We start from the raw sequence: 24,651 nt of genomic DNA, 5'->3' as shown, positions 1-24,651 counted from the left end.
GGAGATGGCTAGGTTGAAAGTCCCAAACGAAGGGAGCATGACATGGCTTTGCTGCTGTGGATCCTCGCCGTCATCCTCGTGGTGTCCGGCATCGTCTCGCTCATCCGGGGTCAGATGCTGTGGGGAATCGTCCTCATCATCGTCGGCCTGCTGGTCGGCCCCGGTGGGGTCAGCATCTTCACGTAGGCCCCCGTCCGGGAATCAACGCAGGGAGTCGGTCCGTCACGGGCCGGCTCCCTTCGTGCGTCCGGAGCCCTCACGCGGGCGCCTCGTCCCCCCGCTTCCTCCGTCGGAGGAGGCGGGGCGTCACCGGGACCACACCCGTACCCAGTCCACCTTCGCGGTCTGGCGCATCGTGCGTCGGGTCAGCTTCTCCAGCTCGTAGTCCGAAGTCAGCATCGACAGCAGCAGGTACTCCGGCGCCCGGGACACGACGTCGGTCTCGCGGTAGTACTCCCGGCCGTCGACCCGGAAGACGATGGCGTCAGCGGACCACTCGACGCTGAACACGTGATAGGCCTCGGACCACGTCCGCGCGCGCTCGCGGAGGGTGTTGGCGTAGGGGAACTTGCCGCCCTTCTTGCGGTGCACGTTGTCGCCGTCGTACCAGTGGAGGAACGAGGCGATGGTGGAGTCCCGCTTGGTGCGTCCGAAGAACTCCACGACATCGATCTCGGTGCCCTTGGCGGGCTGGCCGGGCGTGTACCAGTTCGCGGGCTGCATCCAGAACGAGGCGTGCATGCCCTTGTCGAGGTGCATCTTCATCCGGGCGGCGGCGTAGCCGTAGGTGAAGTCGAACTTCCCGCCCGTGTAGAGCTGGGTGTTGAGCATGTAGGGGGCCGAGCCCGACTGGCCGTTGAGCTTCCAGCGGCACGTGCGCCCGGCGCGGGCGGCGTCGCGCGCCACGCCCATCCGCAGCACGCCGCCACCGACCGTCCTGGCCCGCGGCGACAGGCGCGAGCACATGCGCATGTAGGCCGGTGCCAGTGTCTTCTGGTCCGACCAGCGGGAGAAGTCGACCTTGTTGCCGGAGAACTCGTCGCGGAAGATCGTCGTGAAGGCGCGTGCCCGCACCGAGTCGGTGACGGCGGCGGCCGCGCCCGAACCGGTCAGGGCAACGGCGCGGTACACGCTCGTGGTGTCGGGGAGGGTGAAGATCGTCGAGCCGCTCGGGTGCTGGCGCCCGCGCGAGACGGTCTCCCACGCGGTGCCGGTGTCACGCTGCAGCACGACGACCTGCCCGGTGCTCGTGCCCGAGAACGTCGCCAGCGCCTGGGTGCTGCTGCGCGACGTCGTCGGCCGCGTCCCGGGCTGCGCGATGGTGGGCCGAAGGTCGAGCGCACCGGATCCCACCCGTGCGGCGGGCGCCGCAGCAGGAGTCTCGGCAGCGGGAGCGGCCGAGGCGGCGAGCGGCGTGGCGGGTGCGAGCATCGCCGCAGTGCAGGCGAGTGCGGCCAGGAGGGGGGCCAGCGGGAACGCCACGGGGGTACCTCTTCTCGAGACGGGGGGGCGGTCCCGCGAGGGTAGACCGGCGAGCAGGCGCGGCGCCGGGGAACGGTGCGGGAAAGCAGAACGGCCAGCCCGGAGGCTGGCCGTTCGTCGTACGCCATCAGGGACTCGAACCCCGAACCCGCTGATTAAGAGTCAGCTGCTCTGCCAATTGAGCTAATGGCGCGTGCGGTGAAGCAGGAGAAACACTATCAGCGCGCACCGTGGAGCGAAAATCGGCGGAGCGTCAGCCGGGTGGCGACGCCCACGACCTGCCGACACGGCCGATCGTGGGCGCCGCCGCCCGGTCGGGTTCAGCCGACCTTGCCGTCGACCCGGTCGCGGCCGCGACCGCCCTTGACGTTGTTCTTGCCGGGACCACCGGTGAGCACGTCGTCACCGCGGTTGCCCCGGATGCGGTCGTTGCCCGCTCCGCCGCGAGCGGTGTCGTCACCAGCACCCCCGACGATGCGGTCGTCGCCACCGCCGCCCTTGATGGTGTCATCGCCGGTGCGGCCCTTGATGACGTCGTCGCCAGCGCCGCCCTTGACGGTGTCATCGCCGGAGCGTCCCAGGACGGTGTCGTCGCCCCGACCGCCGACGACCTTGTCGGCGCCGGCGCCGGCGAGGATCCTGTCGTCGCCCGCGCCACCCTTGATCACGTCGTCGCCGCCGAGGCCGCAGACGAGGTCGTCCCCGCCGAGGGACCTGATGGTGTCGGCACCGGTGGTCCCGAGGATCACGTCCCTGCCCTCGGTGCCGGTGGTGGGAAAACCGGGCTTCGCCACGATGGTGACGGCCTCACCGTCGCACGACCCGCTCGGTGCGAGGGGCGTCACGGTCACGTCGAACGTGCCGGTGCTGGTGCGTCCCTGCGCGTCGGTCGCGGTGCAGGTGACGGTCGTGGTGCCGACCTTGAACACCGTGCCGGAGGCAGGGGTGCACGTCGGCGTGAGCGGCTGGTTGTTGCCGTCCTTCGCCGATGCGGAGTAGGTCACGGTGGCACCGTCGGGCCCGGTCGCCTGCCGGGTGAGCGCCGCCGGCAGCACCAGGGTCGGCTTGGTGCCGAGACCCTTGAAGTTGGAGACCGCGTTGGCCTCGTCCTGGCTCATGCAGGCCTGGGGGGCGTTCGCGGCGATGGCCGAGGCGGCGGCTGCGGCCGCCGCCTGGGTGGGCCGGAGCACCGTGTAGTTGAGGATCGACCGCGTCTGTCCCGGCGCGAGCTCGACCTGGTAGGTCCAGAACGGGTTGTCGTCGCCGTCGGTGAAGCTCGACTCGAGGAGGGTGGGGGCTGCGCCGTCGCCCTGCAGCACGTGGCCGATGCGGGGGTCGCCCGAGGTGGTGCCGGACCAGTTCTGGAACGTGCCGACCCAGCTGTCGGAGGTGTCGACGGCGGTGTCCCCGCCCGAGCTGTCGAAGATGCGGGTGTTGCTGTCGGAGCCGAGGTTGTTGTCGACGTAGAGCGTGGCCGTGGTGGCCGTGTCGGAGGTGTTGGTCACCGTGTTGGTCCAGCGGGCGTAGCCGGCGTCCGAGGGCACGAAGACCTTGCGGGAGACCGTGAGTGCACCGTTGGCCTGGTCGGGGTAGACCAGTGCACGCCCGTCGCAGCTCGTCGTCGGCTCGGCCCCGAGCTGGTTGTAGCGCAGCGCTTCGGCGGGCGCCTGCGCCGAGGACGTCCGGACGGTCTCGGGCGACGGGGGCAGCGTGCCGACGAAGGTCGACAGCGCGTTGTAGCCGTCGAACGCGTCGCTGAGGGTCGTGCTCGTCGTGCCGCCGCTCGCCGTCGAGGCGACGACCGGGTCCGTGAAGGTGGCATCGGACGCGGCACCGCTGGCACTGCTGGTCGTGCTGAAGGTGATGTTGGTGTTGATGAACCACGTGGCCCCGACGCCGTCGGTGAGGGCCACGTCGCCCGAGCCCTGGGCGACGCGGCCGTCGCCCGCGACCGACTCGGGAGAGACCTGCTTGCCGCCTGCGAACTTGTCCTCCTCGGCTGCGGAGGGTGACGCCGCGACGATCGCGGCAGTGGGGAGGGAGAGGGCGCAGATGGTCGCGATGCTGAGGAGCGTCGAGCGACGACGGCGCTCCAGGATCGAGCGACGGGGCATGGTGAGACCTTTCGGTGGCAGAGGTGGGAGGTCCGAGAGGCCGGGCCGCGACGCGGTCGGCGAACGGAGTCTGGCACCGCTGACGTCAGCCGGTGGTCGTTTCGAGCACAAACCACCCCTCGGCGTCGATGTGCTGCCAGCGGATCCCCACCAGTTGTGCCTGCTCGACGACCGCGACGGCGTGCACCTCGCCCGAGCCGCCGGTGATCGTCAGCGTGTGCTCGACCCGTCCCGCGTCGACGTCCACGACGGCGATCCCGTGCCGCGGCTCCGCGGGGCGCTCGAGCGAGACGGGGAGCGCCGCGTAGGGCCCCTCGTCCGGCGGAACGGAGCACCCGACCACGGCTCGGTCGGCGATGAACGCGAGTCCACGCGCGATCCCCGGCAGCGTGACCACCGACGAGGCGGCACCGGTCCCGCGGTCCACGTGCAGCAGCTCGCCGGTGCCTCCGTCGGTCACGTAGAGCCGGTCGCCGTGCACCCGCGGTGAGCACGGCAGCGACAATCCGCGCGTCAGCACCTTGTCGGCGCGTACGTCGACCACGACCCCGCCATCCGCAACCATGCCCAGCCAGCCTCCGGCCTCGTCGGTCTCTGCCGCGGCCGTGAGGTAGGCGAGCTCACCGTCGTCGAGCCCCAGTCCGAGGGCGTGGCAGCGCTCCTCCACGACGGCCTCGGACACGAAGGGCGGTCGAGCCACGAGGTCGAGGTCGCCGCGGTCGGTGAGCGTGGCAACGCCGTTGCACAACGCGGTGGTGAAGAGCACGCGTCCGGTGCGGTCGACGGCGACGTCGCGGATTCCCACGAAGCCCGTCGTGTGCGAGACCTGGTTGAAGAGCATGCGGTCCTCACCGCCCGGGCCCCGGGAGCCGGCCAGCGCGTCGTGCAGCTCGTGGAGCTGCCAGCGACTGGCGGCGAGCAGGGAGCCGTCCGGGGAGACGGCCAGGCCCATCACGACGTCGAAGCGCAGCTCGCTCACGGCGATCTGGTCGTCGCGCACGCCGATGGTCAGCAGCTTGTCACCGGTGCTCACCACCAGGCTGGCTCCGGCGGCACGCAGCCAGGCGACGAAGCCGGCCGACGGCGTGGCGTTGAGCGAGGCCACGGCGACGAGGCCGGGGCCGACGGTCACCGGGGCCACCGGCTGGGTCCACTGCGCGTCGCTCATGCCGGCGCTCCGGCGAGGCGGACGTGCGTGGTGATCTCGTCCGAGGTGAGCCCGAGGGCTGCGGGACGACGCACCCCGGGAAGCGCGATCACCTCGAAGATCTCGCGAGCCGCGCCGTCGACCTGCAGCCACTCCACGACCTCGCCGGACCGGAGGTCGACCACGAACACGCCCAGGCGTGGCGGCCACCCCTTCGCCGAGAGCCGGTCGTCGAGCGCGAGCCCGGAGTAGATGTCGCCGTGGCGCGGCTTGGACGTGCCGACGACGGCGTGGTCGCCGACGAAGCACAGGCCCCGGGCGAAGCCGGGGAGGGCGGCCACGGGCTCGAAGCGTCCGCGCTCAGTGTCGACTCGTCCGAGCTCACCCGTGCCTGCGTTGGCCACCCACAGGTCGTCGCCGTGCCACCGTGGGGAATGAGGCATCGACAGCCCATGACAGATGACCTCGCCCGAGGCGACGTCGATGATCGCGCCCCCGTCACGCCTGTGGGCGCGCCACCCGTCGACCTCCGTCGACGTCGAGACCGTGGTGACGGCGTCCGGCACGCCGTGACGCATCGCCAGGCCGTTGAGGTGGCAGCGGTCGTTCGGCGCGGGGCCCGGCAGGAACGGGGGCCACCAGACCGGCTTGAACGAGTGCGTCCGGCTCATCTCGGCCAGGCACCCGAACCGGGTGTTGACCATCACCACCCGGCCGTCGTCCTGGACGCCGAGGTCGTGGATGTTGACGTAGCCGGTGCTCGAGCGCCGCATCGGGACGTAGAGGCGGTCATGCCCTCCCGGGGTCTGCTCACCCGGCGCCAAGGCGTTCTGGAGCCGCCAGATCTCCCGGCGGGTCCCGACGTAGATCGCGTCGCGCTCGGCGTCGTGGGCGATGCCCATCGCCTTGTCGAAGGTGCGCTCGAAGACGGCGATGCCGCCGCCGTCGTCGAGTCCGACGAACACCAGCTTCGCCGGTGGGAGGGCGAAGACCAGCGAGGCGTCCGCCGCGGCGAGCCACGCCTCGAACCCCTCGGACATCCGTAGGGGCAGCTCCTCGGTGGAGACCTGGCCTTCGCTCATGGCCGCAACCCTGCCACAGCAGGAGGGCCGGGCGGTGCCACTCGGTCGGACCAGCGCCGCGCTGCTGGGGGGTGGCTCCGGCGCACGATGCGGAGGACGAAGGTGCGCTCGGCGCGTGCACCGACGGCGTCCCTGGCGACGAGTCGCACTGCGTACCTGCCCGCCGCGGTCGGGCGCCCGGACAGGAGGACGGTCCCCGAGGCGCGTCGTACCAGCCGCACGCCGCGGGGCAGCGCGCCGGAACGGCGCCACGTCACCGCTCCCTCGGCGCCGACGGTGGTGATCCGTGTGCGGTAGCGGCGGTGCACGAACCCGGCGCGCAGCCGGCGCGCTGTGAGGAAGCCGAGCACCGCGTCGTCCTCGGGGTCCGTGGCAGCGTCGGGGGACGGGACCGTCGTCGCCGTGGGGGGTTCCAGCGCCCCGGGGGAGGTGGGCACGCCTGGGGCAGCGGCGGGCGCGACCACCAGCGCCAGGCTTGCGGTGTCGGAGGCCCCGGTGGTGTCGGTGGCTGTGAGCGTGACGGAGAAGGATCCCGGATCCGCGGGGACGCCTGACACGGCCGCGGTGGAAGGGTCCATCGCCAGGCCCGCGGGAAGGCCGGCGGCCGACCAGCGATACGGTGCCGCGCCACCCGCTGCGACGCCGAGGGTGGCTGAGTACTCGACACCCACGGTGCCCGCGGGTGGCGTCGTCGGCGTGATCGTGAGCGGGTCCGCGCGGGTGCCGGTGCGGAGCGCGATGCGGTAGTGCCCGACCGAGGCGTAGTCGCTGTAGTTCCCGGCCGTTGCGGGGTCCCCGCTGCCGACCCCATCGACCAGAGCGGTGTAGGAGCTCGTCCCCTCGGGCAGCGTGGCGGTCCAGGTGGCGTCCAGGCCGGTCGCCAGTGAGGGACTGACACGTGCCACGGGCGGGTCGAGCGCGGCGACGACCGTGCCTGCCGAGTCCAGGATCCGAAGGCGCAGGTCGAGGTCGGGATGTCCCGGGCCGGGAGTCGCGGTGACCGAGGTCTCCCCACTGGCCGTGAAGGCGAAGGCGTCGGTGTCCGTGCGGGTCGTGATGACGCCCGCGACGGGAGTGCTGCCCAGTGCGGTCGCCCCGTCGGCGGTGTCCGCGTGGTCGTCGTCGCGGATGCCGAGCCGGGCCGAGATGACGGCGAGGTCGTCCTCGGTGTTGGTTGCTCCGGGGTACTCGCCGGCTGACCACTGGGTCACCGGCTGGTTGTAGGACGTGCCCATGATCGGGGCCCAGGGCGCCGCCCCCGGGTAGTAGGCGGAGGACCCGGCCCCGTCGTGGCCCAGACCGAGCGTGTGGCCGGCCTCGTGTGAAGCGGCCTCACCGAGCCTGCGCCCGGACGTGGAGGTGCCCTGCGTGAAGACCCACGCCGGCTGGTGACGCTCGTGGTCCGCGGTGAGGTCGAAGACGTCGAGGTACGCCACCCCGCCGCACCGGCAGGAGTCGTAGATCGTGCCGCCGGCAGTGACGAGGACGCGCGTCCCGTAGACCGTGTCCGTGGGGCCGGTGCGTTCGATCGCCCCCGGAGCGGGCGTCCTGGTCGTGACGTTGACGTCGAACGGCGCGTAGTCCTCGGCCACGACCTGCCACGCCTTCTGGATCTCCGTGAGCTCCGCCGAGCTGAACGCCGTGTCGACGGGCGCAGTGATGGAGTAGGGGGCGACGTCCATGGTGGGTGCGGCGTAGGTGTCGTTCCAGGCAGTGCCGGACACGCTGCCGCCGGTGAAGTCGAGGTGGATCGTGAGGGCGGCGCCGGGGCGCGACTCGAGGTCCAGCGCCGACGAGAGCGGACCGGGGTCGGTGGTCGACGCGGGGAGGTCCGGACGCTCGCGGGGCCCTGGGAGCACGGGATCGGCGCGTTCGACGTGGAAGGCGCGACCGCAGACGTCGAGCCACAGCGTGCGGTCCGCTGACACCCGCTCCGCCAGGTCGCGCGCATCGACGCCGTTCACCCGAGCCGCCGCTGCCAGGGCACCGGGGGACGAGGCGCGCACGTCCGATCCTCTGGTCGCCCGGTCCAGCAGGGGGCTGGCGCAGGCACCTGCGGACGCAGGGATCCCGGCCGGGGCGGGAGCCGGGACGAGTGCGGTCAGCACGGTCGCCCAGATCGCCAGGGACCGGATGAGGTGGCGCGGAGCAGTGGGCACGGAGAAGTCCCTGTCGGTGGAGAGCACCGCGATCGTAGGCGTACCCGACTCCGTCGGCAGGCGTTCGCCCGAACTCGCTCAGAGCTCGGCGAGCACGGCCTGCGCGGCGTTGTGGCCGCCGAGCCCGGAGACCGCGCCGCCGCGTCGCGCGCCCGACCCGCAGAGCAGCACCGAGTCGTGCCCGGTCTGCACGCCCCACTGCTGCGCGGGCGTGTCGAGCCGCGAGCGGTTGGGCGCCCACGGCCACTCGAGGTCGCCGTGGAAGATGTGCCCGCCGGGCATCGCGAGGTCCTTCTCGACGTCCTGCGGGACCTTGGCCTCGAGGCAGGGGTTGCCGTCGGCGTCGCGGGCCAGGCAGCCCTCGATCGGCTCGGCCAGCACCGCGTCCAGCGAGGCGAGTGCCCGCTGCACAGCCACGTCGCGCGCGGCAGGGTCGGAGTCGAAGAGGGCGGCGGGGGTGTGCAGGCCGAAGTAGGTCAGCGTGTGTGCCGAGCCGGCCCGATCGCCAAGGATCGAGGGGTCGCTGAGGCTGTGGCAGTAGACCTCGCCCGGCAGCGGGTCCGGCACCGAGCCGCCGGCCGCGGCCGCGTACGCCTGCTCGAGGCGGCTGTAGTCCTCGTCGAGGTGCAGCGTGCCGGCGAACGCGACGGCCGGGTCGGCGCCGGAGCGCAGCCGGGGGAGCCGGTCGAGCAGGAAGTTGATCTTGAGCTGCGAGCCGGCCGGCTTGCTCGCCGCGTCCTCGCCCTCGCCGAGCAGGATCCGCAGCACCCACGGCGCGACGCCCGACAGGACCCGGCGTCCGGTGACGGACCGGTCTCGTGCGCCGTCGTGGAAGGTGACCTCGGCGCCGTCGGCGCCGGGCGTGATCGCGCTGACGCCGGCATCGGTGATGATCTCCGCGCCGGCCTCGACCGCGGCCCGGGCGAGCGCGTCGGTGACCGCGCCCATGCCACCGACCGGCACGCGCCATTCTCCGGTGCCGTTGCCGACCAGGTGGTAGAGGAAGCAGCGGTTCTGGATGAGCGAGGGGTCGTCCATCGAGGCGAAGGTGCCGATGAGCGCGTCGGTCGCCACGATCCCGCGCACGGTGTCGTCGGCGAAGCGCGAGGTGATCGCCCGTCCCAGCGGGTCGGTGACGACGTCGGCCCAGATCTGCTCGTCGACGAGGGCGCGGACGTCCCGCTCGAGCGGCAGCGGCTGCATCAGGGTCGGCGCGACCACCTCGGCGAGCTGGCCGACCTCGGCGTAGAACGCCTGCCAGGCGGCGTACTCCTCGTCGCTGCCGGTGAGGTCGCGGAACGACGCGCGCGTCGCCTCGCCCTCGGGTCGCTCGACCAGCAGTCCGCCGGAGCGCCCGTCGCGCGTCCAGGGCGTGTACGACGCGGTGGTGCGCGAGGTCAGGCGCACGTCCAGCGCCAGGTCGGCCATCAGCTGCTCGGGCATCAGGCTGACGAGGTAGGAGTAGCGCGAGAGCCGGGCCGGCTGGCCGGCGAAGGGCTCGATGGAGACGGCGGCGCCGCCGGTGTGGCCGAGGCGCTCGAGCACGACGACCGAGAGGCCGGCGCGCGCGAGGTAGGCGGCGCTGACCAGGGCGTTGTGGCCGCCGCCGACCACGACGACGTCATAGGTGCTGTGGGTGCCGGAAGTCACCGACCCAACGTAGACCCTGACGCCGCCGCGGACCGACGACGGCACGCCTCGCTCAGCGCGTGAACGTGTCGTTCGGCACGATGACGGCCCGCCCGGTCACGCGACCGTGGGCCAGGTCGTCGTACGCCGCCACGGCGTCCTCGAGCGGGTAGATTGTCGTGGCGGCGTGCAGCAGGCCGCGCGCGGCGAGGTCGAGCACCTCGACCAGCTCGCTGCGGTTGCCCCAGTAGGTCGTCTGGACGCTGGCCTCGTAGGGGAGGCCGAAGAACGACACGGGCAGGGTGCCGCCGGCGATCCCGACGATCGTGAGGTCGCCGAGCTGGCGCATCGCGGCCGCGGCAGTGGCCAGGGTCTCGTCGGAGCCGACGAAGTCGAGCACGACGTCCGCGCCCCGCCCGCCGGTCGCCTCGCGGATGCGCTCGGCGGTGCCCGGACCCGGCTCGAGCACCAGGTCTGCGCCGAGGGCGGCGGCATGGGCGCGGGCGCTCTCGCGAGCATCGACGGCGATGACGCGCGTCGCGGTGACCGCCTTGAGCACCTGTACGCCGAGGTGACCGAGCCCGCCCACGCCGATCGCGACCGCCGTGGTGCCGGGGCCGAGCTTGCCCAGCGAGCGGCGTACGGCGTGGTAGGGCGTCAGCGCGGCGTCGGTCAGCGGTGCGGCGTCGACGACCTCGAGGCCGTCGGGAAGCGGGACGAGGTGGCGCGCGGCGGGGACGAGCAGGTGGTCGGCCATCCCGCCGTCCATGCCGAGCCCGCCACCGCCGCCGGCCACCGGCGCCAGGTCGGGGCGCTCGCAATAGGTCTCGAGGCCCGCCAGGCAGTGCGCGCAGGTGCCGCAACCCCAGGCGCCGACGACCGCGACGGCCTGCCCGACCTCGAGGCCGCTCACGCCCTCGCCGAGGGTGTGCACCCAGCCGGCGTTCTCGTGCCCGAGCGTGAAGGGCGGGTTCCACGGGAGGGTCCCCGGCTCGAACTCGTGCATCAGGTGCAGGTCGGAGTGGCACGCGCCCGCGGCCCCCACCTGCACCAGCACCTCGCCGGGTCCGGGCACCGGCACCGGCACCTCCGTGAGCACCGGCTCGCTCTTCCACTCCTGCAGCTGCAACGCGCGCATGTCGACCTCCTCGAGTTCACTCCCAGCATCGCGGGAACGGCCCGCGGACAGCAGGGCCCTTTGCCGCAGGCCCCCGCGCCCAACGGCCCTTCGAGGTCGGCTCCCGGCGGCGAAGAGTGGAGGTGCGGCCCACCGCGCCGCGCCACCCAGGAGGACGCCATGACCGAGCAGAGCACAGCCACCACCCCCGTCATCGTGGTCGGGGTCGGCCCCGAGGAGGTCGACTCGGCGCTCGCGTTCGCCGCCGAGGAGGCGATCCGCGCGCGGTGCGGCCTGCACCTGGTGCACGCCGTGCACGTCTCGCCCCCGGGACCCGAGAACCCCCTGCTGACCGCCGTCGACGTCGAGAAGTGGGGCCGCGAGGTCCTCGGCCTCGCCGTCAAGCGAGCCGAGGACATGGTCGACGGCGCGGTGCCGGTGACTCACGAGCTGCACCGTGGGGCACCCGTCCACGTGCTGGTCGAGGCGGGCCGCGCCGCGCGGATGGTCGTGCTCGAGCACCGGCACCTCTCGCGGCTCTCGCGCATCGTGAACCGCACCGTCGCCGGAGGTGTCGCCGCCCGGCTCGCGGTGCCGGTGGTCGCCGTGCCGAGCGGCTGGACGCCGACGGACGGCCCGAAGGTCGTCGTCGCCGGCGTCGACGTGCCCGAGCGCTCCGACGAGGTGCTGCGCACCGCCGTCGCCGAGGCGCACGCCCGCGGGGCGTCGCTGAAGGTCGTGCACGCCTGGTCGTGGCCGGCGTACGACGCCGAGGCGACGTCGTACGGCGACGAGCGCCGGCGCTGGTCGGAACGCTCGCGCGCCGAGGTGCGCGCCGCGCTCGACCGGCTGGGCGATGAGTCGGTGGCGATGGAGGCCGACGTGGAGGTGCACCCCGGGCGCGTCATCGAGGCGATCCTGGGTGCCGCGGAGGGCGCCGACCTGCTGGTCATCGGGCGCCACGACCCGCTCGTGCCCGTCGGCTCGCACATCGGACCGGTCGCCCGGGCCGTGCTGCGCGAGGCCGCGTGCCCCGTGCTGCTCGCGAATCCGCGACCGCACCGGGCGGTCTACCACCCCTGAGCGCTTCGGGCTCGCCCCTCGGGGATCCCCCCGCGGGATCCCCGGTCGGCCGGGGATCCCTCAGGTTGTCAGGCTCTGCACGGCCTGACAACGTAGGGAAGAGCCGGTCAGCCGGGGATCCCGAAGCAGCGGCGGCGAACTCAGCCCCTGCCGAAGAGCCGCGACAGGAAGCCGCCGCCGGATCCGACGGCCTGCTTCTCCGCAGCGGTGTGCTGGCCGTTGCACCAGTCCTTGGCAGGGACGCCGGCCCTGACCTGACCGACGTGCTGGCCGCAACCGGCCCAGGTGGTCTTGCCGCAGGTCTTGCAACGCACTGCTCGACACATGTGGAGCTCCTTCTGTGTGGGCTTGCTGGGATGTGGGTCGGCCGGGATCAGCCGTGGGAGAACGTGATGGTGGGCAGCACGCGGGTCAGCCAGCGCGGGCTCCACCACGCCGCGCGGCCGGTGAGCCGGAGCATGACCGGCAGCAGGACCAACCGCACGAGGAAGGCGTCGAGCAGGACGGCGACGCCCAGCACGATGCCCATCTCCTTGGGCGGCAGCGGCCCGGACAGCGCGAAGGTGAAGAACACCGCGACCATGACCGCGCCCGCGGCGAAGATCACGCGCCCGGAGTGGGCCAGGGAGCCGACCATCGCCTCGTGCGGGTCGCCCGAGCGCTCGTAGTGCTCCTTGGCCGAGGCGAGGAGGAAGACGGTGTAGTCCATGGCGATCGCGAAGATCATCGCGAAGAAGAACACCGGGGCCCACGCGTCGAGGAAGCCCTGCGACTCGAAGCCGAGCAGGTCGGCCCCGATCCCGTCCTGGAAGACCAGGCGGGCCACGCCGAACGCGGCGGCGGTCGAGAGCAGGCTCGCGAGCGTGCCGAGCAGCGAGATCAGCGGCGCCTGGAGCGCTACGAGCAGCAGCAGGAAGCCCAGCGCCAGCACCACGCCGATGACCAGCGGGGTCGACTCGTCGAGCTGGGCCTTGAGGTCGAGGTTCTCCACTGCGGCGCCCCCGACGAGCGCACTTGCGGGGAGCTCCGCGCGCAGGCGGTCGACGGTCTCGCCGAGCGCGGGGTCGGACGGGTCCACCGTCGGAACTGCCTGGAACAGCACGGTCCCGCTGTCGTCGGTCGCGGGCTGGGCGGGCATGGCACCGGCGATGCCGGCGTCGGCCACCAGGGCGTCGTACGTCGTCTCGGCGTCGGCCTCGTCGGCGACGACCTGCAGCGTGCCCGGGGCACCTTCGCCGAAGGCCTCCTGGACGCGGTCGTAGCCGACGCGGGCGCTGGCCTCCTCGGGCAGGACCTGGATCGACGGCATCGCCGTGCGCAGGCCCATGACGGGCGCTGCGAGGGCCAGGAGCACGACGAGGGAAGCCAGGCCGAAGGCGACCGGCCGCTTCCACAGTCGCTCACCCCAGGCGGCGAACTTCGGCGAGCGGTGCTCGCCGGTGTGGACCCACTTCAGGGCCAGCTTGTTGATGCGGTGGTCAAGCGAGAAGAGGACGAGTGGCAGCAGCGTGAGCGTCGCCGCGAGCACGAACGTCACAGCGAGCATGATGCCGCCGGCCATCGAGCGGAACGACGGTGAGGGCACGAGCATCACGGCCGAGAGCGAGACGAGCACGGTGATGCCGGAGAGCAGGACCGCCTTGCCGGCGGTGTCCATGGTCTCGGCGATCGCCTGGCGGGCGGTCTCGTGGTGGCCCATGCGGGCAGCGCGGAAGCGGACCACCAGGAAGAGGGCGTAGTCGATGCCGAGCGCGAGCGCGAACATCATCGCGAAGTTCATCGCCCAGATGGAGACGGGGACGAGCTCGTTGATGAGCACGAGCGAGCCGGCCGAGGCCACGAGGCCGGCGAGGGTGAGGATCAGCGGGAGGCCGGCGGCGACGAGCGCGCCGAAGGCCAGGACGAGGATGGCCAGGGTCACCGGCCACGAGAGCATCTCCGACTTCAGCATCGCCTCGAGGTTGGCCTCGTTGAAGTCCGACCACAGCAGGGAGGCGCCGGTCGGGTTGACCTCCACGCCGTCGCCGGACAGGGCCTCGAGCTCGCCCTTGATGTCGTCGGCGACCCGCACCATCTCGTTGGGGTCGGCTCCGGCGCCGGCGAGGACGACGGCGGTGCTGCCGTCCTGGCTGAGCGACGCACCCGGCTGGGGGGCGATCACCTCGGCGATACGGGGCTCGGACTCGAGGAGCGCGGTGACCTCGTCGAGGACGTCGCCCCCGCGACCCTCGGTGACGGGACCGTCGGTGCTGTGCACGACGACCTGGATCGCCGAGCTGGCGTTGCCGCCGAAGCTCTCGGTGGCCAGCTCGCGCACCGCGACCGACTCCGAGCCGTCGGCCTGCCAGCCTGCGCCGGAGAGGTTGGCCTCCACCTTGGGGGCGAAGACGCCGAGGCCGACGACGAGGAGCACCCAGATCGCCGCGGTGAGGCGGCGGTGGTGGGTGACCCAGAGACCGAGGCGGCCGAGGGGGCCGGGCCGGTAGCCGAGGTCGTCCGGGTCGGGGACCCGGTCGGGGGAGCGGTGGGCAGCGTGGCGGCGGGTGGCCGTCGACGTCATCGAAGGAGGTCCTGTTCGTGTGGGGGTGGGGGATCGGGTCAGACGAGCGCGGGGAGCGCGGTGGCCGCGGTCCAGGCGGCGACGACCAGCACGAGGGCGGTGAAGGCAGCCGAGAGCCGGCGCGTGTCGATGCGGGCCGCGAGGCGCGCGCCGGCGACGGCGGCCAGGGCAGCCGCGACGGTGAGGGCTGCCACGAGGGTCCAGTCGGGGGTGGCGCCGGCTCCGGCACGCGCGGCGAGGGCGACGGCGCTGGTGATCGTGATGACCACCAACGAGGTGCCGGCGGCGAAGTCGATGGGCAGGCTGAGGGCCACGAGGAGGGCGGGCACGACCAGGAAGCCGCCCCCGACCCCGAGGAACCCGGTGAGCAGGCCGACGGCGGTCGCGGTCACCAGCACCTTGAGGGCGCGCGGGCACTGGCAGGCGAAGGTCGGGCTGAAGGTGATGATCGGGTCGTCGAAGCCGCTCGGACGCTCCGAGTGGCCGTCGGTGACCCGCCGACCACGCCACTGGCGTACGGCCAGGAGCGCGCCGACGCCCAGCATCAGCACGGCGAACGCGCCGAGCAGCACGGGCTCGGCGACCAGCGTCGATGCGCGCGCCCCGGCGACCGCGCCACCGGTCGCGACCAGACCGAAGGCCAGGCCGCGCCCCAGCAGCACGTTGCCGGAGCGGTACGCCGTCAGCGCGCCGGCCAGCGACGTCACCCCCACCACCACCAGGGACCCGGTGGTCGCCTGCGAGGGTCCCTGGCCCAGGGCGACGAGCACGGGGACGGCGAGGATGGAGCCGCCACCGCCGAGCGCGCCCAGGCTGAGCCCGATGAGCGCGCCGGCGGCGACGGCGAGGGCGAGGCTCACGCCTCGGGCCCCACCAGGTGGAGGCCGACCTTCTCGGCGTTGTCGAACGAGTCGTCGATCGCGACGAGGCTGCGACCGGCCGCATCGAGCATCGACGCGGCCACCGAGGCGCGGTAGCCGCCGGCGCAGTGCACCCAGACCTCGCCCGAGGGCACCTCGTCGAGGCGGTCCATGAGCTCGTGGAGCGGGACGTTGACGGCTCCGGCGATCCGGGCCGCGTCGTGCTCGTCGGCACGGCGCACGTCGAGGACGACGACCTCACGGTGGTGGCGCACCTGGGCCAGCTCGGCGAAGGTCGCGGTGGCGAAGGAGCTCAGCGGCCGGTCGCTCCAGCCCTCGGGGCCGCCCGTGGCGTGCGCAGCGGGACGGTCGATGCCGATCCGCACCAGCTCGCGCTGGGCCTCGGCCACGTCGTCAGCGCTCTCGCCGAGCAGCGTGAGCGGAGTGCCCCACGAGATCAGCCAGCCGAGGTAGGTGGCGAAGCCGCCGTCCAGGCCGAAGTTGAGCGTGCCGGGGGCGTGCCCGGCCGCGAAGGCGGTGCGGTTGCGCAGGTCGACGACCCACTCGCCGGCCTCGATGCGACGACGCAGCTCGGCGGCGTCGGCGAGCCCGGGCGGGCTGAGGTCCGGCTCGGACGGTCCGTCAGCGTTCGCCGGCGCCATGTGGGCGTAGTAGGCCGGCCACGGACCGAGCCCGGCCAGGAGCTCGTCGACGTAGGTCTGCTCGTCCTGCGTCAGGACCGGGTTGGCGCGCTTCTCCTGGCCGATGGTCGAGGAGGTCGCGTCGGACTGGCTCGCGGAGCAGAACGAGCCGAAACCGTGGGTCGGGTAGACCTCGGCCTCGTCCGGGAGCAGGTCGGCGAGCCGGTGCGCGGAGGCGTGCTGGTGGTGCACCAGGTCGTGCGTGTGCTCCGGGCCGAGCAGGTCGGGGCGACCCGTCGCGCCGAAGAGGAGCGAGCCTCCGGAGAAGACGCCGACGGCCCGGTCGAGGCCGTCCTCGTCGCGGCTGCCGGCGTCGGTCAAGGCATAGGAGAGGTGGGTGAACGTGTGGCCGGGGGTTGCCAGCGCTGTGATGCGCATACGTCCACCCACCTCGACGACCTGTCCGTCCGCCACGGGGGTGCGGGTGAAGGACACGTCGTCCTCGCCGTTGACGAGGTACTGGGCGCCGGTGCGCTGCGCGAGCGCGAGGCCACCGGTGACGTAGTCGTTGTGGATGTGGGTCTCGAAGACGTGGGTGAGGCGTACGCCGTGCTCGTCGAGCAGGCCCAGCACCCGGTCGATGTCGCGCTGCGGGTCGACCACCAGCGCCACCTCGCCGTCGTGCACCAGGTAGCTGCGGTCACCCAGGGTCGGGGTCTCGATCGCGATGACGGTGAGGTCGGACATCACAGACCCACCCCCACGGCGCGACCGGAGGCGATCCAGGCCTGCGTGCCGCCGACCACCGACACCGCGTCGAAGCCCTGGGCCACGAGCAGGTCGGTCATCGCCTTCGAGCGGTTGCCGGAGGCGCAGATGACGTGCACGCGGGACGAGCGGTCGATCTCACCGAGGCGCGAGGCGAGCTGGCCCATCGGCACGAGGACGGCGCCGGGCACGTGGGCCTGGGCGTACTCCGCGCGCTCGCGGACGTCGACGGTGGTGCCGCGGTCGCGCTCGGCGGCGTAGTCCTCGATCGAGATCTCAGGCGTCTGCTGTGACATGCGATTCCTCTCCTGGGAGTGGGTCCGTGCTGTTGAGAAATACCCTAGGGGGTATGTACGATGAATGCAAAACACCCCAGGGGGTATTCCCCGACCAGCACGCACAGGAGGACCAACCATGAGTACCCAGGATCTGGGAGCCGACACCTTCGAGTCCACGGTCAACGAGCACGAGATCGTGCTCGTCGACTTCTGGGCGGCCTGGTGCGGCCCGTGCCGCCAGTTCGCCCCCGTCTACGAGCGCGTCAGCGAGGCGCACCCCGACATCGTGTTCGGCAAGGTCGACACGGAGGCGGAGCAGTCGCTGTCGGCGGCGGCCGGGATCACCTCGATCCCCACGCTGATGGCCTTCAAGAAGGGCGTGCTGGTCTTCTCGCAGCCCGGCGCCCTCCCGGCGCCTAGTCTGGAGCAGCTGGTCACCGCCGTCCGTGAGCTCGACGTGGACGCGGCACCCGCCGCCGCACCGAGCACCACCGAGGAGAGGAGTGCCTGATGGGCACCTACACGCTGTCCGCCACGATCGCCCGCCCGTACGCCGAGGTGGTGGAAGCCACCCGTGACGCCCTCGCCGAGCAGGGCTTCGGCATCCTCACCGAGATCGACCTCGCCGCCACGATGAAGGCCAAGCTCGACGTCGACCTGCCGCCCCAGGTGATCCTGGGCGCCTGCCGGCCGCCGCTGGCCTACGAGGCGATCCAGGTCGACCCCTCGATCGCGGCCGTGCTGCCGTGCAACGTGGTGGTCCGCGCCGTGGACGACGCCACCACCCTGGTCGAGGCCTTCGACCCGGACGCGATGATGGGGCTGTCCGACAGTGGTGCCCTCGACTCCGTGGCCGCCGACGCCAAGCAACGACTCACCGCGGCCCTCGCCGCACTGTGCGCCCCGCCCGAGGAGAACTGATGGAGCTCGACGCGACCCAGATGACGCCGGTGATCAACCGCATCAAGCGTGCCCAGGGGCAGCTCGCGGGCGTGCTGCGCCTGCTCGAGGAGGGGCGCGACTGCGAGGACGTCGTCACCCAGCTCGCCGCGGTGTCCAAGGCGCTCGACCGCGCCGGCTTCGCGATCGTGGCCAGCGGGCTCCAGCAGTGCCTGGCCGAGGGCGACGGCGTCGACAGCGTGGACGTGAAGAAGATGGAGAAGCTCTTCCTCTCGCTCGCCTGATCGTGGCCTCGCCCCGCCGTCACCCGTAGTGTCGTGCGGCGGGAGAGGGAGGCACGACCTGATGGGACGACTGAGGGAACGCATCGACGACCGGCTGGGTGACCCGATCTGGTGGAACGACGTCCTCCACCTGGCGAAGACGGTGCTGGCTGCGGTCACGGCCTGGGTGATCGCGGCGAGCGTGCTCGACCTGCCCCAGCCGTTCCTGGCGCCGTGGGCGGCGCTGCTGGTGGTGCACGCCACGGTCTACCGCACGTTCTCCAAGGGCTTCCAGCAGGTCGCCGCGACGGTCGTCGCGGTGCTGCTGGCCACGGCGGTCGGGGAGACCCTGGGACTCTCGACCGCGGCCGTCGCGCTGCTCCTCGTGCTCGCCCTGCTGGTGGGCGCCGTCCCGTGGCTGGGCGCCGAGGCCACGACGATCGCCACGACCGGGCTCGTGGTCCTCACCACCGGCTTCGAGAGCGACGTGCTGCTCATCTCGCGGCTGCTCGACACGGCCATCGGTGTGGCGGTCGGCCTGCTCGTCAACGTGGTCGTGTGGCCGCCACTGGGCCGGCGTACGGCGGCCGAGGCGATGGACCGCATCGACGACGAGATCGGCGAGCTGCTGGTCGACATCGCCGGAGGTCTCGGCGACGGATGCCAGGAGGAGGACGTCACGGGGTGGATCGACCGCACCCGTGACCTCGACGGCGACCTCGAGCACGCATGGGCCCTCGTGCGACAGGCGCAGGAGAGCGCCCGGATGAACCCGCGTCGCCCGGCGCGCGAGATGAAGAATCCCGAGCAGTGGCACGAGCTGCTGCGCCGGATGGAGCAGGCGGTCGCCGAGACGCGCAGCCTGGCGCGCACCCTCGGCGGCCAGCAGGCCCACCGCGAGACCTGGGGGGAGGCCTTCGCCGACCCGTGGATCTCGATGCTCGGCGACGCCGGCCGAGCCGCGGGCGGCGCGGACCCGGCGGCCCTGACGGAGGTACGCCACCGGCTCGAGGCCTTCACCGAGGAGCTGCGGGCCACCGAGCGCTCTGCGGAGTGGCCGATCTACGGCGCTCTGATCATCAACCTGCGCAACATCGTCGACGCGATGGGCAAGGTGGCGGAGGCGCACCCGATCCGCGGCAACCGGCTGCCCCTGCAGGTCCCACAGATCCGGGGGGACGCGCCCGCGGGGTGAGCCGAAGACGGATCGAGCCCCCGACCGGTGCGGTCGGGGGCTCGATCTGACTGGGGTGAGTAACGGGACTTGAACCCGCGACATCCGCCACCACAAGGCGGCGCTCTACCAGCTGAGCTATACCCACCATGCCTGCTCGCCCGAGAGGCGAGGACGACGAGAAGTGTAGGGCAATCAGGCCTCGGAGCCGGAATCGGCCCCCGTGTCGGAACCGAGGCCGGTCAGCTGGCCACCGTGGCGGGCCGCGATCTCCCTGGCCTGCGCGCTGTCCGGGCCGGGCTGCGGCACGAACACGGCCTCGCGGTAGTAGCGCAGCTCCTCGATGCTCTCCCGGATGTCGGCGAGCGCTCGGTGGTTGCCGCGCTTGGTCGGCGCGGAGAAGTAGGCGCGGGGGTACCACCGACGCGAGAGCTCCTTGATCGAGGAGACGTCGACGATCCGGTAGTGCAGGAACGACTCCAGCCCGGGCATGTCGCGGGCCAGGAACGCGCGGTCGGTGGCGACCGTGTTGCCCGCGAGCGGCGGACGGCTGCCGTCAGGGCAGTGCTCCTTGATGTAGGCCAGCACCTGCTCCTCGGCGTCGGCCAGCGTCGTACCGCGGGCGAGCTCCTCGAGCAGGCCGGACTTCTCGTGCATGCTCTGCACGAACTCGACCATCTGGTCCAGCGACTCCTGCGAGGGCTTGATGATCACGTCCACGCCCTCGCCGAGCACGTTGAGCTCGAAGTCGGTGACCAGGGCCGCGACCTCGATCAGCGCGTCGGCGCCCAGGTCGAGGCCGGTCATCTCGCAGTCGATCCACACCAGTCTGTCGTTCACGAGCCGCACCCTACCCACCGGTGTCCGTGCGGCCCTCTCAGCCTTGATTCAGGCTGACCTCCTAACCTCAGGGGTGTGAAGGACTGGTTCGGGCTCGTCGCGCGCCTGGTGACGGGCGGGGTGTGGATCGTGGCAGGGGCGCTGAAGCTGCCCCACCCCGACGAGAGCGTGCGCGCGGTGCGCGCCTACGACCTCCTGCCGGAGGCGATCGTCCCGGCGGTCGGGCACCTGCTCCCTGTCCTCGAGGTGGTCATCGGCCTGTGCCTGGTGCTCGGGGTGGTGGTGCGGGGGACCTCCGTGGTCTCGGCGCTGCTCTTCGTGGCCTTCATCATCGGCATCGCCAGCGCGTGGGCGCGGGGGATGTCGATCGACTGCGGCTGCTTCGGCGGCGGCGGTGAGATCCCCGACGCGGCCGCGAAGTACCCGGGCGAGATCGCCCGCGACGTCGGGCTCCTGGCCCTGAGCCTCTGGCTCGTGGTGCGACCCGCCTCCCGCCTGGCGCTGGAGAACGTGCTGTTCCCCTCGTCGAGCACCGACCACAGCGACGACGACACCGACGACGACATCCCCGACGACGAACCCGACGACGAAGGAAGCCTCCATGGCGCAGAAGAAGACCTCGCACAGGACCGCTGAGGAGAAGGCGGCCACCCAGGCCAAGCGGGAGGCGCGCCGCGCGCGCACCGAGCGGGCCCGCGCCGAGGCCGAGGAGCGCCGCAAGGCCGCCAAGCGCAAGGAGCAGCTCACCCGGGGTGGCCTGATCGCCGGCGTGCTGGTGCTGGTCGTCGGCGGCTTCTTCCTCGTCACCAACCTGGGCTCGGACAAGCCCGACACCCCGCCGGCGGGCGCGAGCGGCTCCTACGGCCTGCGCATCGGTGAGGCCGACGCCCCCAAGGAGATCGTGGTCTACGAGGACTTCCTCTGCCCCTTCTGCGGCCAGCTCGAGCTGACCGTGCGCGATCAGCTCGACGCCGCCGTCGAGGCCGGCGAGGTGAGCGTGGAGTACCGCCCCCTCGGGTTCCTCGAGCGGATCGACGACTACTCGCCCGCGTCGGCCAACGCGTTCGCGGTGGTCCTCGACGAGTCCGGTCCTGAGGTCGCGAAGGCCTTCCACGACCTGCTCTTCGACAACCAGCCGTCGGAGTCGGGACCGTTCCCCGACGACGACCAGCTCGTCGAGTGGGCCGTCGAGGCGGGTGCGGAGGAGGACGCCGTACGTCCCGGCATCGAGGACATGGCCTTCGAGGGCTGGGTCGACGCTGCCAACGACGCCGCCTCGCGCGAGGGCGTGAACTCCACCCCGACGGTGCTCGTCGACGGTGAGGTCGTCGAGGGCGAGACGCTGCAGGAGATCGCCGCCCAGATGGTCGGCTGAGGTCTCTGCGACACTGCGGGGCGTGAGTCTCGCACCTTTCATCGCCGGCCTGCCCAAGGCCGAGCTCCACGTCCACCACGTCGGGTCGGCGTCGCCGCGGATCGTCTCCGAGCTCGCGGCGCGCCACCCCGACGCCGGGGTGCCCTCGGACCTCGAGAGGCTCCGGGAGTTCTTCACCTTCCGCGACTTCGCCCACTTCATCGAGGTCTACCTCGCGGTCGTCGACCTCGTCCGCACGCCCGAGGACGTCCGCCTGCTGACCTACGAGGTCGCGCGCGAGATGGCGCAGGGCCAGAACCTGAGGTACGCCGAGCTCACCTGCACGCCGTACACGTCCGTGGTTCGCGGGATCGCCATCGAGGCCTACACCGAGGCCATCGAGGACGCGCGCGTCGCGGCTGAGCGCGACTTCGGCATCGTGCTCCAGTGGATCTACGACATCCCCGGCGAGTCAGGCATCCCTGCTGCCGACGCGACCCTGGCGTACGCCCTCGAGCACCGCACCGACGCGCTCGTCGGCTTCGGCCTGGGTGGGCCGGAGATCGGAGTTCCGCGGGCGCAGTTCGAGCCGCACTTCAGCACCGCCCGGGCCTCGGGCCTGCGCTCGGTGCCGCACGCGGGGGAGACCACCGGACCGGAGACCATCTGGGAGTCCGTGCGGCTGCTGGGCGCCGAGCGCATCGGCCACGGCTGCTCCGCCGCGCAGGACCCCGAGCTGCTCGCCCACCTCGCGGAGGCGGGCGTCGTGCTCGAGGTGTGCCCGACGTCCAACGTCGCCACCCGCGCGGTCGACAGGATCGAGGACCACCCGCTGCGCACGTTCGTCGAGGCGGGGGTCACGGTGACGATCAACTCCGACGACCCGCCGATGTTCGCCACGACCCTGAACAACGACTACGATGTCGCAGCCAGCCTCCTCGACCTCGACGAGCGCGGGGTCGCCGACCTGGCGCGTGCGGCCGTCGACGCATCGTTCGCTCCTGCCGAGGTGAAGGCGCGCATCAGCGCCGAGATCGAGGCGTACGCCGCCGACGCGGGGCGTGCGCACGGTCGCCCGACGCCCTGATCCGGCGTGTCGCGCCCGACACGCCGCGCGCTGCGGGAAAGCCTGGCGAAAGGGACGTTCGGCCCCTTGTGCGGCAGGTGCCACAGGCGTAGAACTGAGGTGTTGGAAGGACTCCGGTCCGGAAGACACCGAAGCCCCACCAACTCATACTTGGTGGGGCTTCACCTATTTCTCGCCCGGCAGGTTCTTTCGCGGCACGTTCGTCGGGTCCAGCGCGGTCAGCAGGACCAACAGGGCGGCGAGACCGGCCAGGACGCCGATCACCGTCAACAGTCCCGTCCCCAGTTCGTTCGTCATCGTGGTGCTCCATCTCGCGGGTGCAGGAGACGCGGACGTACCCGATGCGTCGAGATCCATGAGCGGGCTACACCCCTGGGAGGCAAGCGGAGCGGTCGTGGCGGGAAATGTGTGCGGCCCCGCTACCTCATACGTGGCGGGGCCTGGACACATCCTGCGGTGGCGGCGAGCCGCTGCGCCGGAGGCTCGCCGCGGTGTCGCGGATGTCCTGCGACATCACATGGCGCCCCCGGCAGGATTCGAACCTGCAACCAGCGGAGTAGAAATCCGGTGCGCTATCCGTTGCGCCACGGGGGCCGTGGCCCCAGTATCCCAAGCCCGGCCCCCTTGGGTGCGGAGGGCCGGGCGGGACGGTTCAGGCCGCGGTGGTGGCCGTGACCGGACGCGCCTCGAGGTCGGTGTCCTCGCGCCACGCCGTGCGCCCGCGCGGCGCGTCGTACGCCTCCTGGTCGATGATGCCCTCCCGCTTGGCCACGAGCGTCGGCACGAGGGCCTGGCCGGTGACGTTGACCGCGGTGCGACCCATGTCGAGGATCGGGTCGATGGCGAGCAGCAGGCCGACACCTTCGAGCGGCAGGCCCAGGGTCGAGAGCGTCAGGGTCAGCATCACGGTCGCGCCGGTGACGCCGGCGGTGGCCGCGGAGCCGATGACCGAGACGAAGGCGATCAGGACGTAGTCGGTGAGCGAGAGGTCGATCCCGAAGAACTGCGCCACGAAGATCGCCGAGATCGCGGGGTAGATCGAGGCGCAGCCGTCCATCTTGGTGGTGGCGCCGAGCGGCACGGCGAAGGAGGCGTACGCGCGCGGGACGCCCAGGTTGCGCTCGGTCACGCTCTGGGTGAGGGGCATCGTGCCCACCGAGGAGCGCGACACGAAGGCCAGGGTCATCGCGGGCCACGCGCCGGTGAAGAACTGCTTGACCGAGAGGCCGTTGAGCAGCAGCAGGGAGGGGTAGACGCCGAGCAGGACGATCAGCAGGCCGGCGTAGATCGCGAGGGTGAACGTCCCGAGCGAGCCCAGGGCGTCCCAGCCATAGCTGGCGACCGCATTGCCGAGCAGGCCGACCGTCGCGACCGGGGCGAGCAGGATGATCCACCACAGCACCTTCTGCACGACCGCGAGCGCCGAGCGGACGAAGGTGAGGAACGCGTCTGCAGCCTCGCCGACCTTGAGGGTCGCGATGCCGATGGCGATGGCGACGACGAGGATCTGCAGCACGTTGAACGACATCGACACGCTGCCGTCGTCACCGGCGGAACCCGCGAGGCCCAGCACGTTGGCCGGGACGAGGCCGGAGAGGAAGTCGAGCCACGAGCCGGTCGACGACGGGACGGACGCGGCGTCGGAGGCCACGCTGGTGTGGTCGCCGGGCCGGACGACCAGGCCGAGGGCGATGCCGATGCCGACGGCGATCAGCGCGGTGATCGCGAACCAGGCCAGCGTCTTCCACGCCAGGCGTGCGGCGCCGGTGACGTCACGCAGGTTCGCGATCGAGGCGACGATCGCCAGGAACACCAGTGGCGGGACGACCGCGCGCAGCAGCGTGACGAACGTGCCGCCGATGGTGCTGAGGGTCTCGGTGAGCCAGTTGGGGTCGACCTCGCCGGTCGTGGCGTCGACGCCGTCGGCGCCCATGTTTCGGGCCACCAGGCCCAGGACGACGCCCAGCACGAGTCCGACCAGGACCTGCGTGCCGAACGACGGGAGCCGGAAGCGGGTGGGCTTCTCGGTCTCGCTGACAGAAGTGCTCATGGTGAGGGGACAGCCTTTCGAGGACGGCGCGCGGGGACCGCGGCGCCGGGAAGCGCAGTGCGC

The 24,651-nt window shown here is 72.2% G+C and carries 24 protein-coding genes and 3 tRNA genes; 9 read left to right on the top strand and 18 right to left on the bottom strand.

Features of this window, described 5'->3' with window-relative positions; genetic code table 11:
* The first annotated feature begins 42 nt into the window (after window positions 1–42).
* Window positions 43–186 carry a GPGG-motif small membrane protein gene (locus K4G59_RS05560; protein WP_231249908.1) on the top strand — a complete coding sequence of 48 codons (144 nt, stop codon included), beginning with the start codon at window positions 43–45 and terminating at the stop codon, window positions 184–186.
* 120 nt (window positions 187–306) lie between these two features.
* Here the strand turns inward: K4G59_RS05560 and K4G59_RS20395 are convergent, their stop codons facing one another.
* The 8 genes from K4G59_RS20395 to K4G59_RS05520 form a co-directional block, all read right to left on the bottom strand.
* Window positions 307–1,482 carry a glycoside hydrolase family 16 protein gene (locus K4G59_RS20395; protein WP_231249906.1) on the bottom strand — a complete coding sequence of 392 codons (1,176 nt, stop codon included), beginning with the start codon at window positions 1,480–1,482 and terminating at the stop codon, window positions 307–309.
* Between the two features lie 120 nt (window positions 1,483–1,602).
* Window positions 1,603–1,675, bottom strand: a tRNA-Lys gene (locus K4G59_RS05550).
* A 127-nt stretch (window positions 1,676–1,802) separates the two neighbouring features.
* Entirely contained in the window at window positions 1,803–3,596 is a 1,794-nt protein-coding gene (locus tag K4G59_RS05545) for a calcium-binding protein (RefSeq protein ID WP_231249905.1), read from the bottom strand.
* 85 nt (window positions 3,597–3,681) lie between these two features.
* Window positions 3,682–4,764 (bottom strand): DUF4915 domain-containing protein, encoded by a 1,083-nt coding sequence (locus K4G59_RS05540; protein WP_231249903.1) that lies wholly within the window; start codon window positions 4,762–4,764, stop codon window positions 3,682–3,684.
* Complete coding sequence (locus K4G59_RS05535) at window positions 4,761–5,825, bottom strand: TIGR03032 family protein (protein WP_231249902.1); 1,065 nt, start codon at window positions 5,823–5,825, stop codon at window positions 4,761–4,763. The genes K4G59_RS05540 and K4G59_RS05535 overlap by 4 nt, the downstream gene beginning before the upstream one ends.
* On the bottom strand, window positions 5,822–8,011 hold the full coding sequence (locus tag K4G59_RS20390; RefSeq protein WP_231249901.1) for an Ig domain-containing protein: 2,190 nt from the start codon (window positions 8,009–8,011) through the stop codon (window positions 5,822–5,824). The genes K4G59_RS05535 and K4G59_RS20390 overlap by 4 nt, the downstream gene beginning before the upstream one ends.
* Window positions 8,012–8,062: 51 nt before the next feature.
* Window positions 8,063–9,634: a phytoene desaturase family protein gene (locus K4G59_RS05525; protein ID WP_231249900.1), complete on the bottom strand. Its 1,572-nt coding sequence runs from the start codon at window positions 9,632–9,634 to the stop codon at window positions 8,063–8,065.
* 52 nt (window positions 9,635–9,686) lie between these two features.
* Window positions 9,687–10,751, bottom strand: coding sequence for an NAD(P)-dependent alcohol dehydrogenase (locus K4G59_RS05520; protein WP_231249898.1), 1,065 nt, complete (start codon window positions 10,749–10,751; stop codon window positions 9,687–9,689).
* Between the two features lie 159 nt (window positions 10,752–10,910).
* Between K4G59_RS05520 and K4G59_RS05515 the strand changes: the two genes are divergently transcribed.
* Complete coding sequence (locus K4G59_RS05515; protein WP_231249897.1) at window positions 10,911–11,813, top strand: universal stress protein; 903 nt, start codon at window positions 10,911–10,913, stop codon at window positions 11,811–11,813.
* 140 nt (window positions 11,814–11,953) lie between these two features.
* Here K4G59_RS05515 and K4G59_RS05510 read toward each other — a convergent pair whose 3' ends face one another.
* The 5 genes from K4G59_RS05510 to K4G59_RS05490 are packed head-to-tail and all read right to left on the bottom strand — an operon-like array spanning window position 11,954 to window position 16,938.
* Window positions 11,954–12,139, bottom strand: coding sequence for a DUF8730 family Cys-rich protein (locus K4G59_RS05510; RefSeq protein WP_231249895.1), 186 nt, complete (start codon window positions 12,137–12,139; stop codon window positions 11,954–11,956).
* A 47-nt stretch (window positions 12,140–12,186) separates the two neighbouring features.
* A complete protein-coding gene (locus K4G59_RS05505; RefSeq protein ID WP_231249893.1) occupies window positions 12,187–14,373 on the bottom strand; it encodes an MMPL family transporter in 2,187 nt (728 codons plus the stop codon).
* A gap of 38 nt (window positions 14,374–14,411) precedes the next feature.
* A complete protein-coding gene (locus K4G59_RS05500; protein ID WP_231249891.1) occupies window positions 14,412–15,233 on the bottom strand; it encodes a sulfite exporter TauE/SafE family protein in 822 nt (273 codons plus the stop codon).
* On the bottom strand, window positions 15,230–16,621 hold the full coding sequence (locus K4G59_RS05495; protein ID WP_231249889.1) for an MBL fold metallo-hydrolase: 1,392 nt from the start codon (window positions 16,619–16,621) through the stop codon (window positions 15,230–15,232). The genes K4G59_RS05500 and K4G59_RS05495 overlap by 4 nt, the downstream gene beginning before the upstream one ends.
* A complete protein-coding gene (locus K4G59_RS05490) occupies window positions 16,621–16,938 on the bottom strand; it encodes a rhodanese-like domain-containing protein (protein WP_231249887.1) in 318 nt (105 codons plus the stop codon). Before K4G59_RS05490 ends, K4G59_RS05495 begins: the two co-directional genes overlap by 1 nt.
* 118 nt (window positions 16,939–17,056) lie before the next feature.
* Here K4G59_RS05490 and trxA point away from each other — a divergent pair, with 118 nt between their 5' ends.
* The 4 genes from trxA (at window position 17,057) to K4G59_RS05470 (ending at window position 19,278) form a co-directional block, all read left to right on the top strand.
* The gene (trxA, locus tag K4G59_RS05485) at window positions 17,057–17,431 is read left to right on the top strand and encodes a thioredoxin (RefSeq protein ID WP_231249886.1); all 375 of its coding nucleotides are present in this window, start codon (window positions 17,057–17,059) and stop codon (window positions 17,429–17,431) included.
* Window positions 17,431–17,841 carry a DUF302 domain-containing protein gene (locus K4G59_RS05480; protein ID WP_231249885.1) on the top strand — a complete coding sequence of 137 codons (411 nt, stop codon included), beginning with the start codon at window positions 17,431–17,433 and terminating at the stop codon, window positions 17,839–17,841. Before trxA ends, K4G59_RS05480 begins: the two co-directional genes overlap by 1 nt.
* Window positions 17,841–18,104, top strand: a complete 264-nt coding sequence (locus K4G59_RS05475) for a metal-sensitive transcriptional regulator (RefSeq protein ID WP_231249883.1) — start codon at window positions 17,841–17,843, stop codon at window positions 18,102–18,104. The genes K4G59_RS05480 and K4G59_RS05475 overlap by 1 nt, the downstream gene beginning before the upstream one ends.
* A 61-nt stretch (window positions 18,105–18,165) precedes the next feature.
* On the top strand, window positions 18,166–19,278 hold the full coding sequence (locus tag K4G59_RS05470; protein WP_231249881.1) for an FUSC family protein: 1,113 nt from the start codon (window positions 18,166–18,168) through the stop codon (window positions 19,276–19,278).
* Window positions 19,279–19,329: 51 nt separating this feature from the next.
* On the opposite strand, the gene K4G59_RS05465 is transcribed toward K4G59_RS05470, so the two are convergent.
* Window positions 19,330–19,405: transfer RNA gene (locus tag K4G59_RS05465), tRNA-His, on the bottom strand.
* A 47-nt stretch (window positions 19,406–19,452) separates the two neighbouring features.
* Window positions 19,453–20,097 (bottom strand): oligoribonuclease, encoded by a 645-nt coding sequence (gene orn, locus K4G59_RS05460; protein WP_308189351.1) that lies wholly within the window; start codon window positions 20,095–20,097, stop codon window positions 19,453–19,455.
* A 75-nt stretch (window positions 20,098–20,172) separates the two neighbouring features.
* Here orn and K4G59_RS05455 point away from each other — a divergent pair, with 75 nt between their 5' ends.
* From K4G59_RS05455 to K4G59_RS05445, 3 genes are read left to right on the top strand one after another with little or no spacing between them, the layout of a single operon-like run.
* Window positions 20,173–20,733 (top strand): MauE/DoxX family redox-associated membrane protein, encoded by a 561-nt coding sequence (locus K4G59_RS05455; RefSeq protein ID WP_231249879.1) that lies wholly within the window; start codon window positions 20,173–20,175, stop codon window positions 20,731–20,733.
* On the top strand, window positions 20,699–21,472 hold the full coding sequence (locus K4G59_RS05450; protein ID WP_231249878.1) for a DsbA family protein: 774 nt from the start codon (window positions 20,699–20,701) through the stop codon (window positions 21,470–21,472). The genes K4G59_RS05455 and K4G59_RS05450 overlap by 35 nt, the downstream gene beginning before the upstream one ends.
* Before the next feature lie 22 nt (window positions 21,473–21,494).
* Window positions 21,495–22,538: an adenosine deaminase gene (locus tag K4G59_RS05445; protein ID WP_231249877.1), complete on the top strand. Its 1,044-nt coding sequence runs from the start codon at window positions 21,495–21,497 to the stop codon at window positions 22,536–22,538.
* Window positions 22,539–22,703: 165 nt separating this feature from the next.
* Here K4G59_RS05445 and K4G59_RS19890 read toward each other — a convergent pair whose 3' ends face one another.
* The 3 genes from K4G59_RS19890 to K4G59_RS05435 all read right to left on the bottom strand — a co-directional run bounded on the left by K4G59_RS19890 (window position 22,704) and on the right by K4G59_RS05435 (window position 24,588).
* A complete protein-coding gene (locus K4G59_RS19890; protein WP_269209641.1) occupies window positions 22,704–22,835 on the bottom strand; it encodes a hypothetical protein in 132 nt (43 codons plus the stop codon).
* A gap of 221 nt (window positions 22,836–23,056) precedes the next feature.
* A tRNA-Arg gene (locus K4G59_RS05440) sits at window positions 23,057–23,132 on the bottom strand.
* A 58-nt stretch (window positions 23,133–23,190) separates the two neighbouring features.
* Entirely contained in the window at window positions 23,191–24,588 is a 1,398-nt protein-coding gene (locus tag K4G59_RS05435) for a dicarboxylate/amino acid:cation symporter (RefSeq protein WP_231249875.1), read from the bottom strand.
* Window positions 24,589–24,651 lie beyond the last annotated feature (63 nt).

The sequence above is a fragment of the Nocardioides furvisabuli genome (assembly GCF_021083185.1).
Taxonomy (GTDB): domain Bacteria; phylum Actinomycetota; class Actinomycetes; order Propionibacteriales; family Nocardioidaceae; genus Nocardioides; species Nocardioides furvisabuli.
The sequence above is the reverse complement of the archived record's forward strand: the minus strand, read 5'-3'. Positions and strand labels throughout refer to the sequence as shown.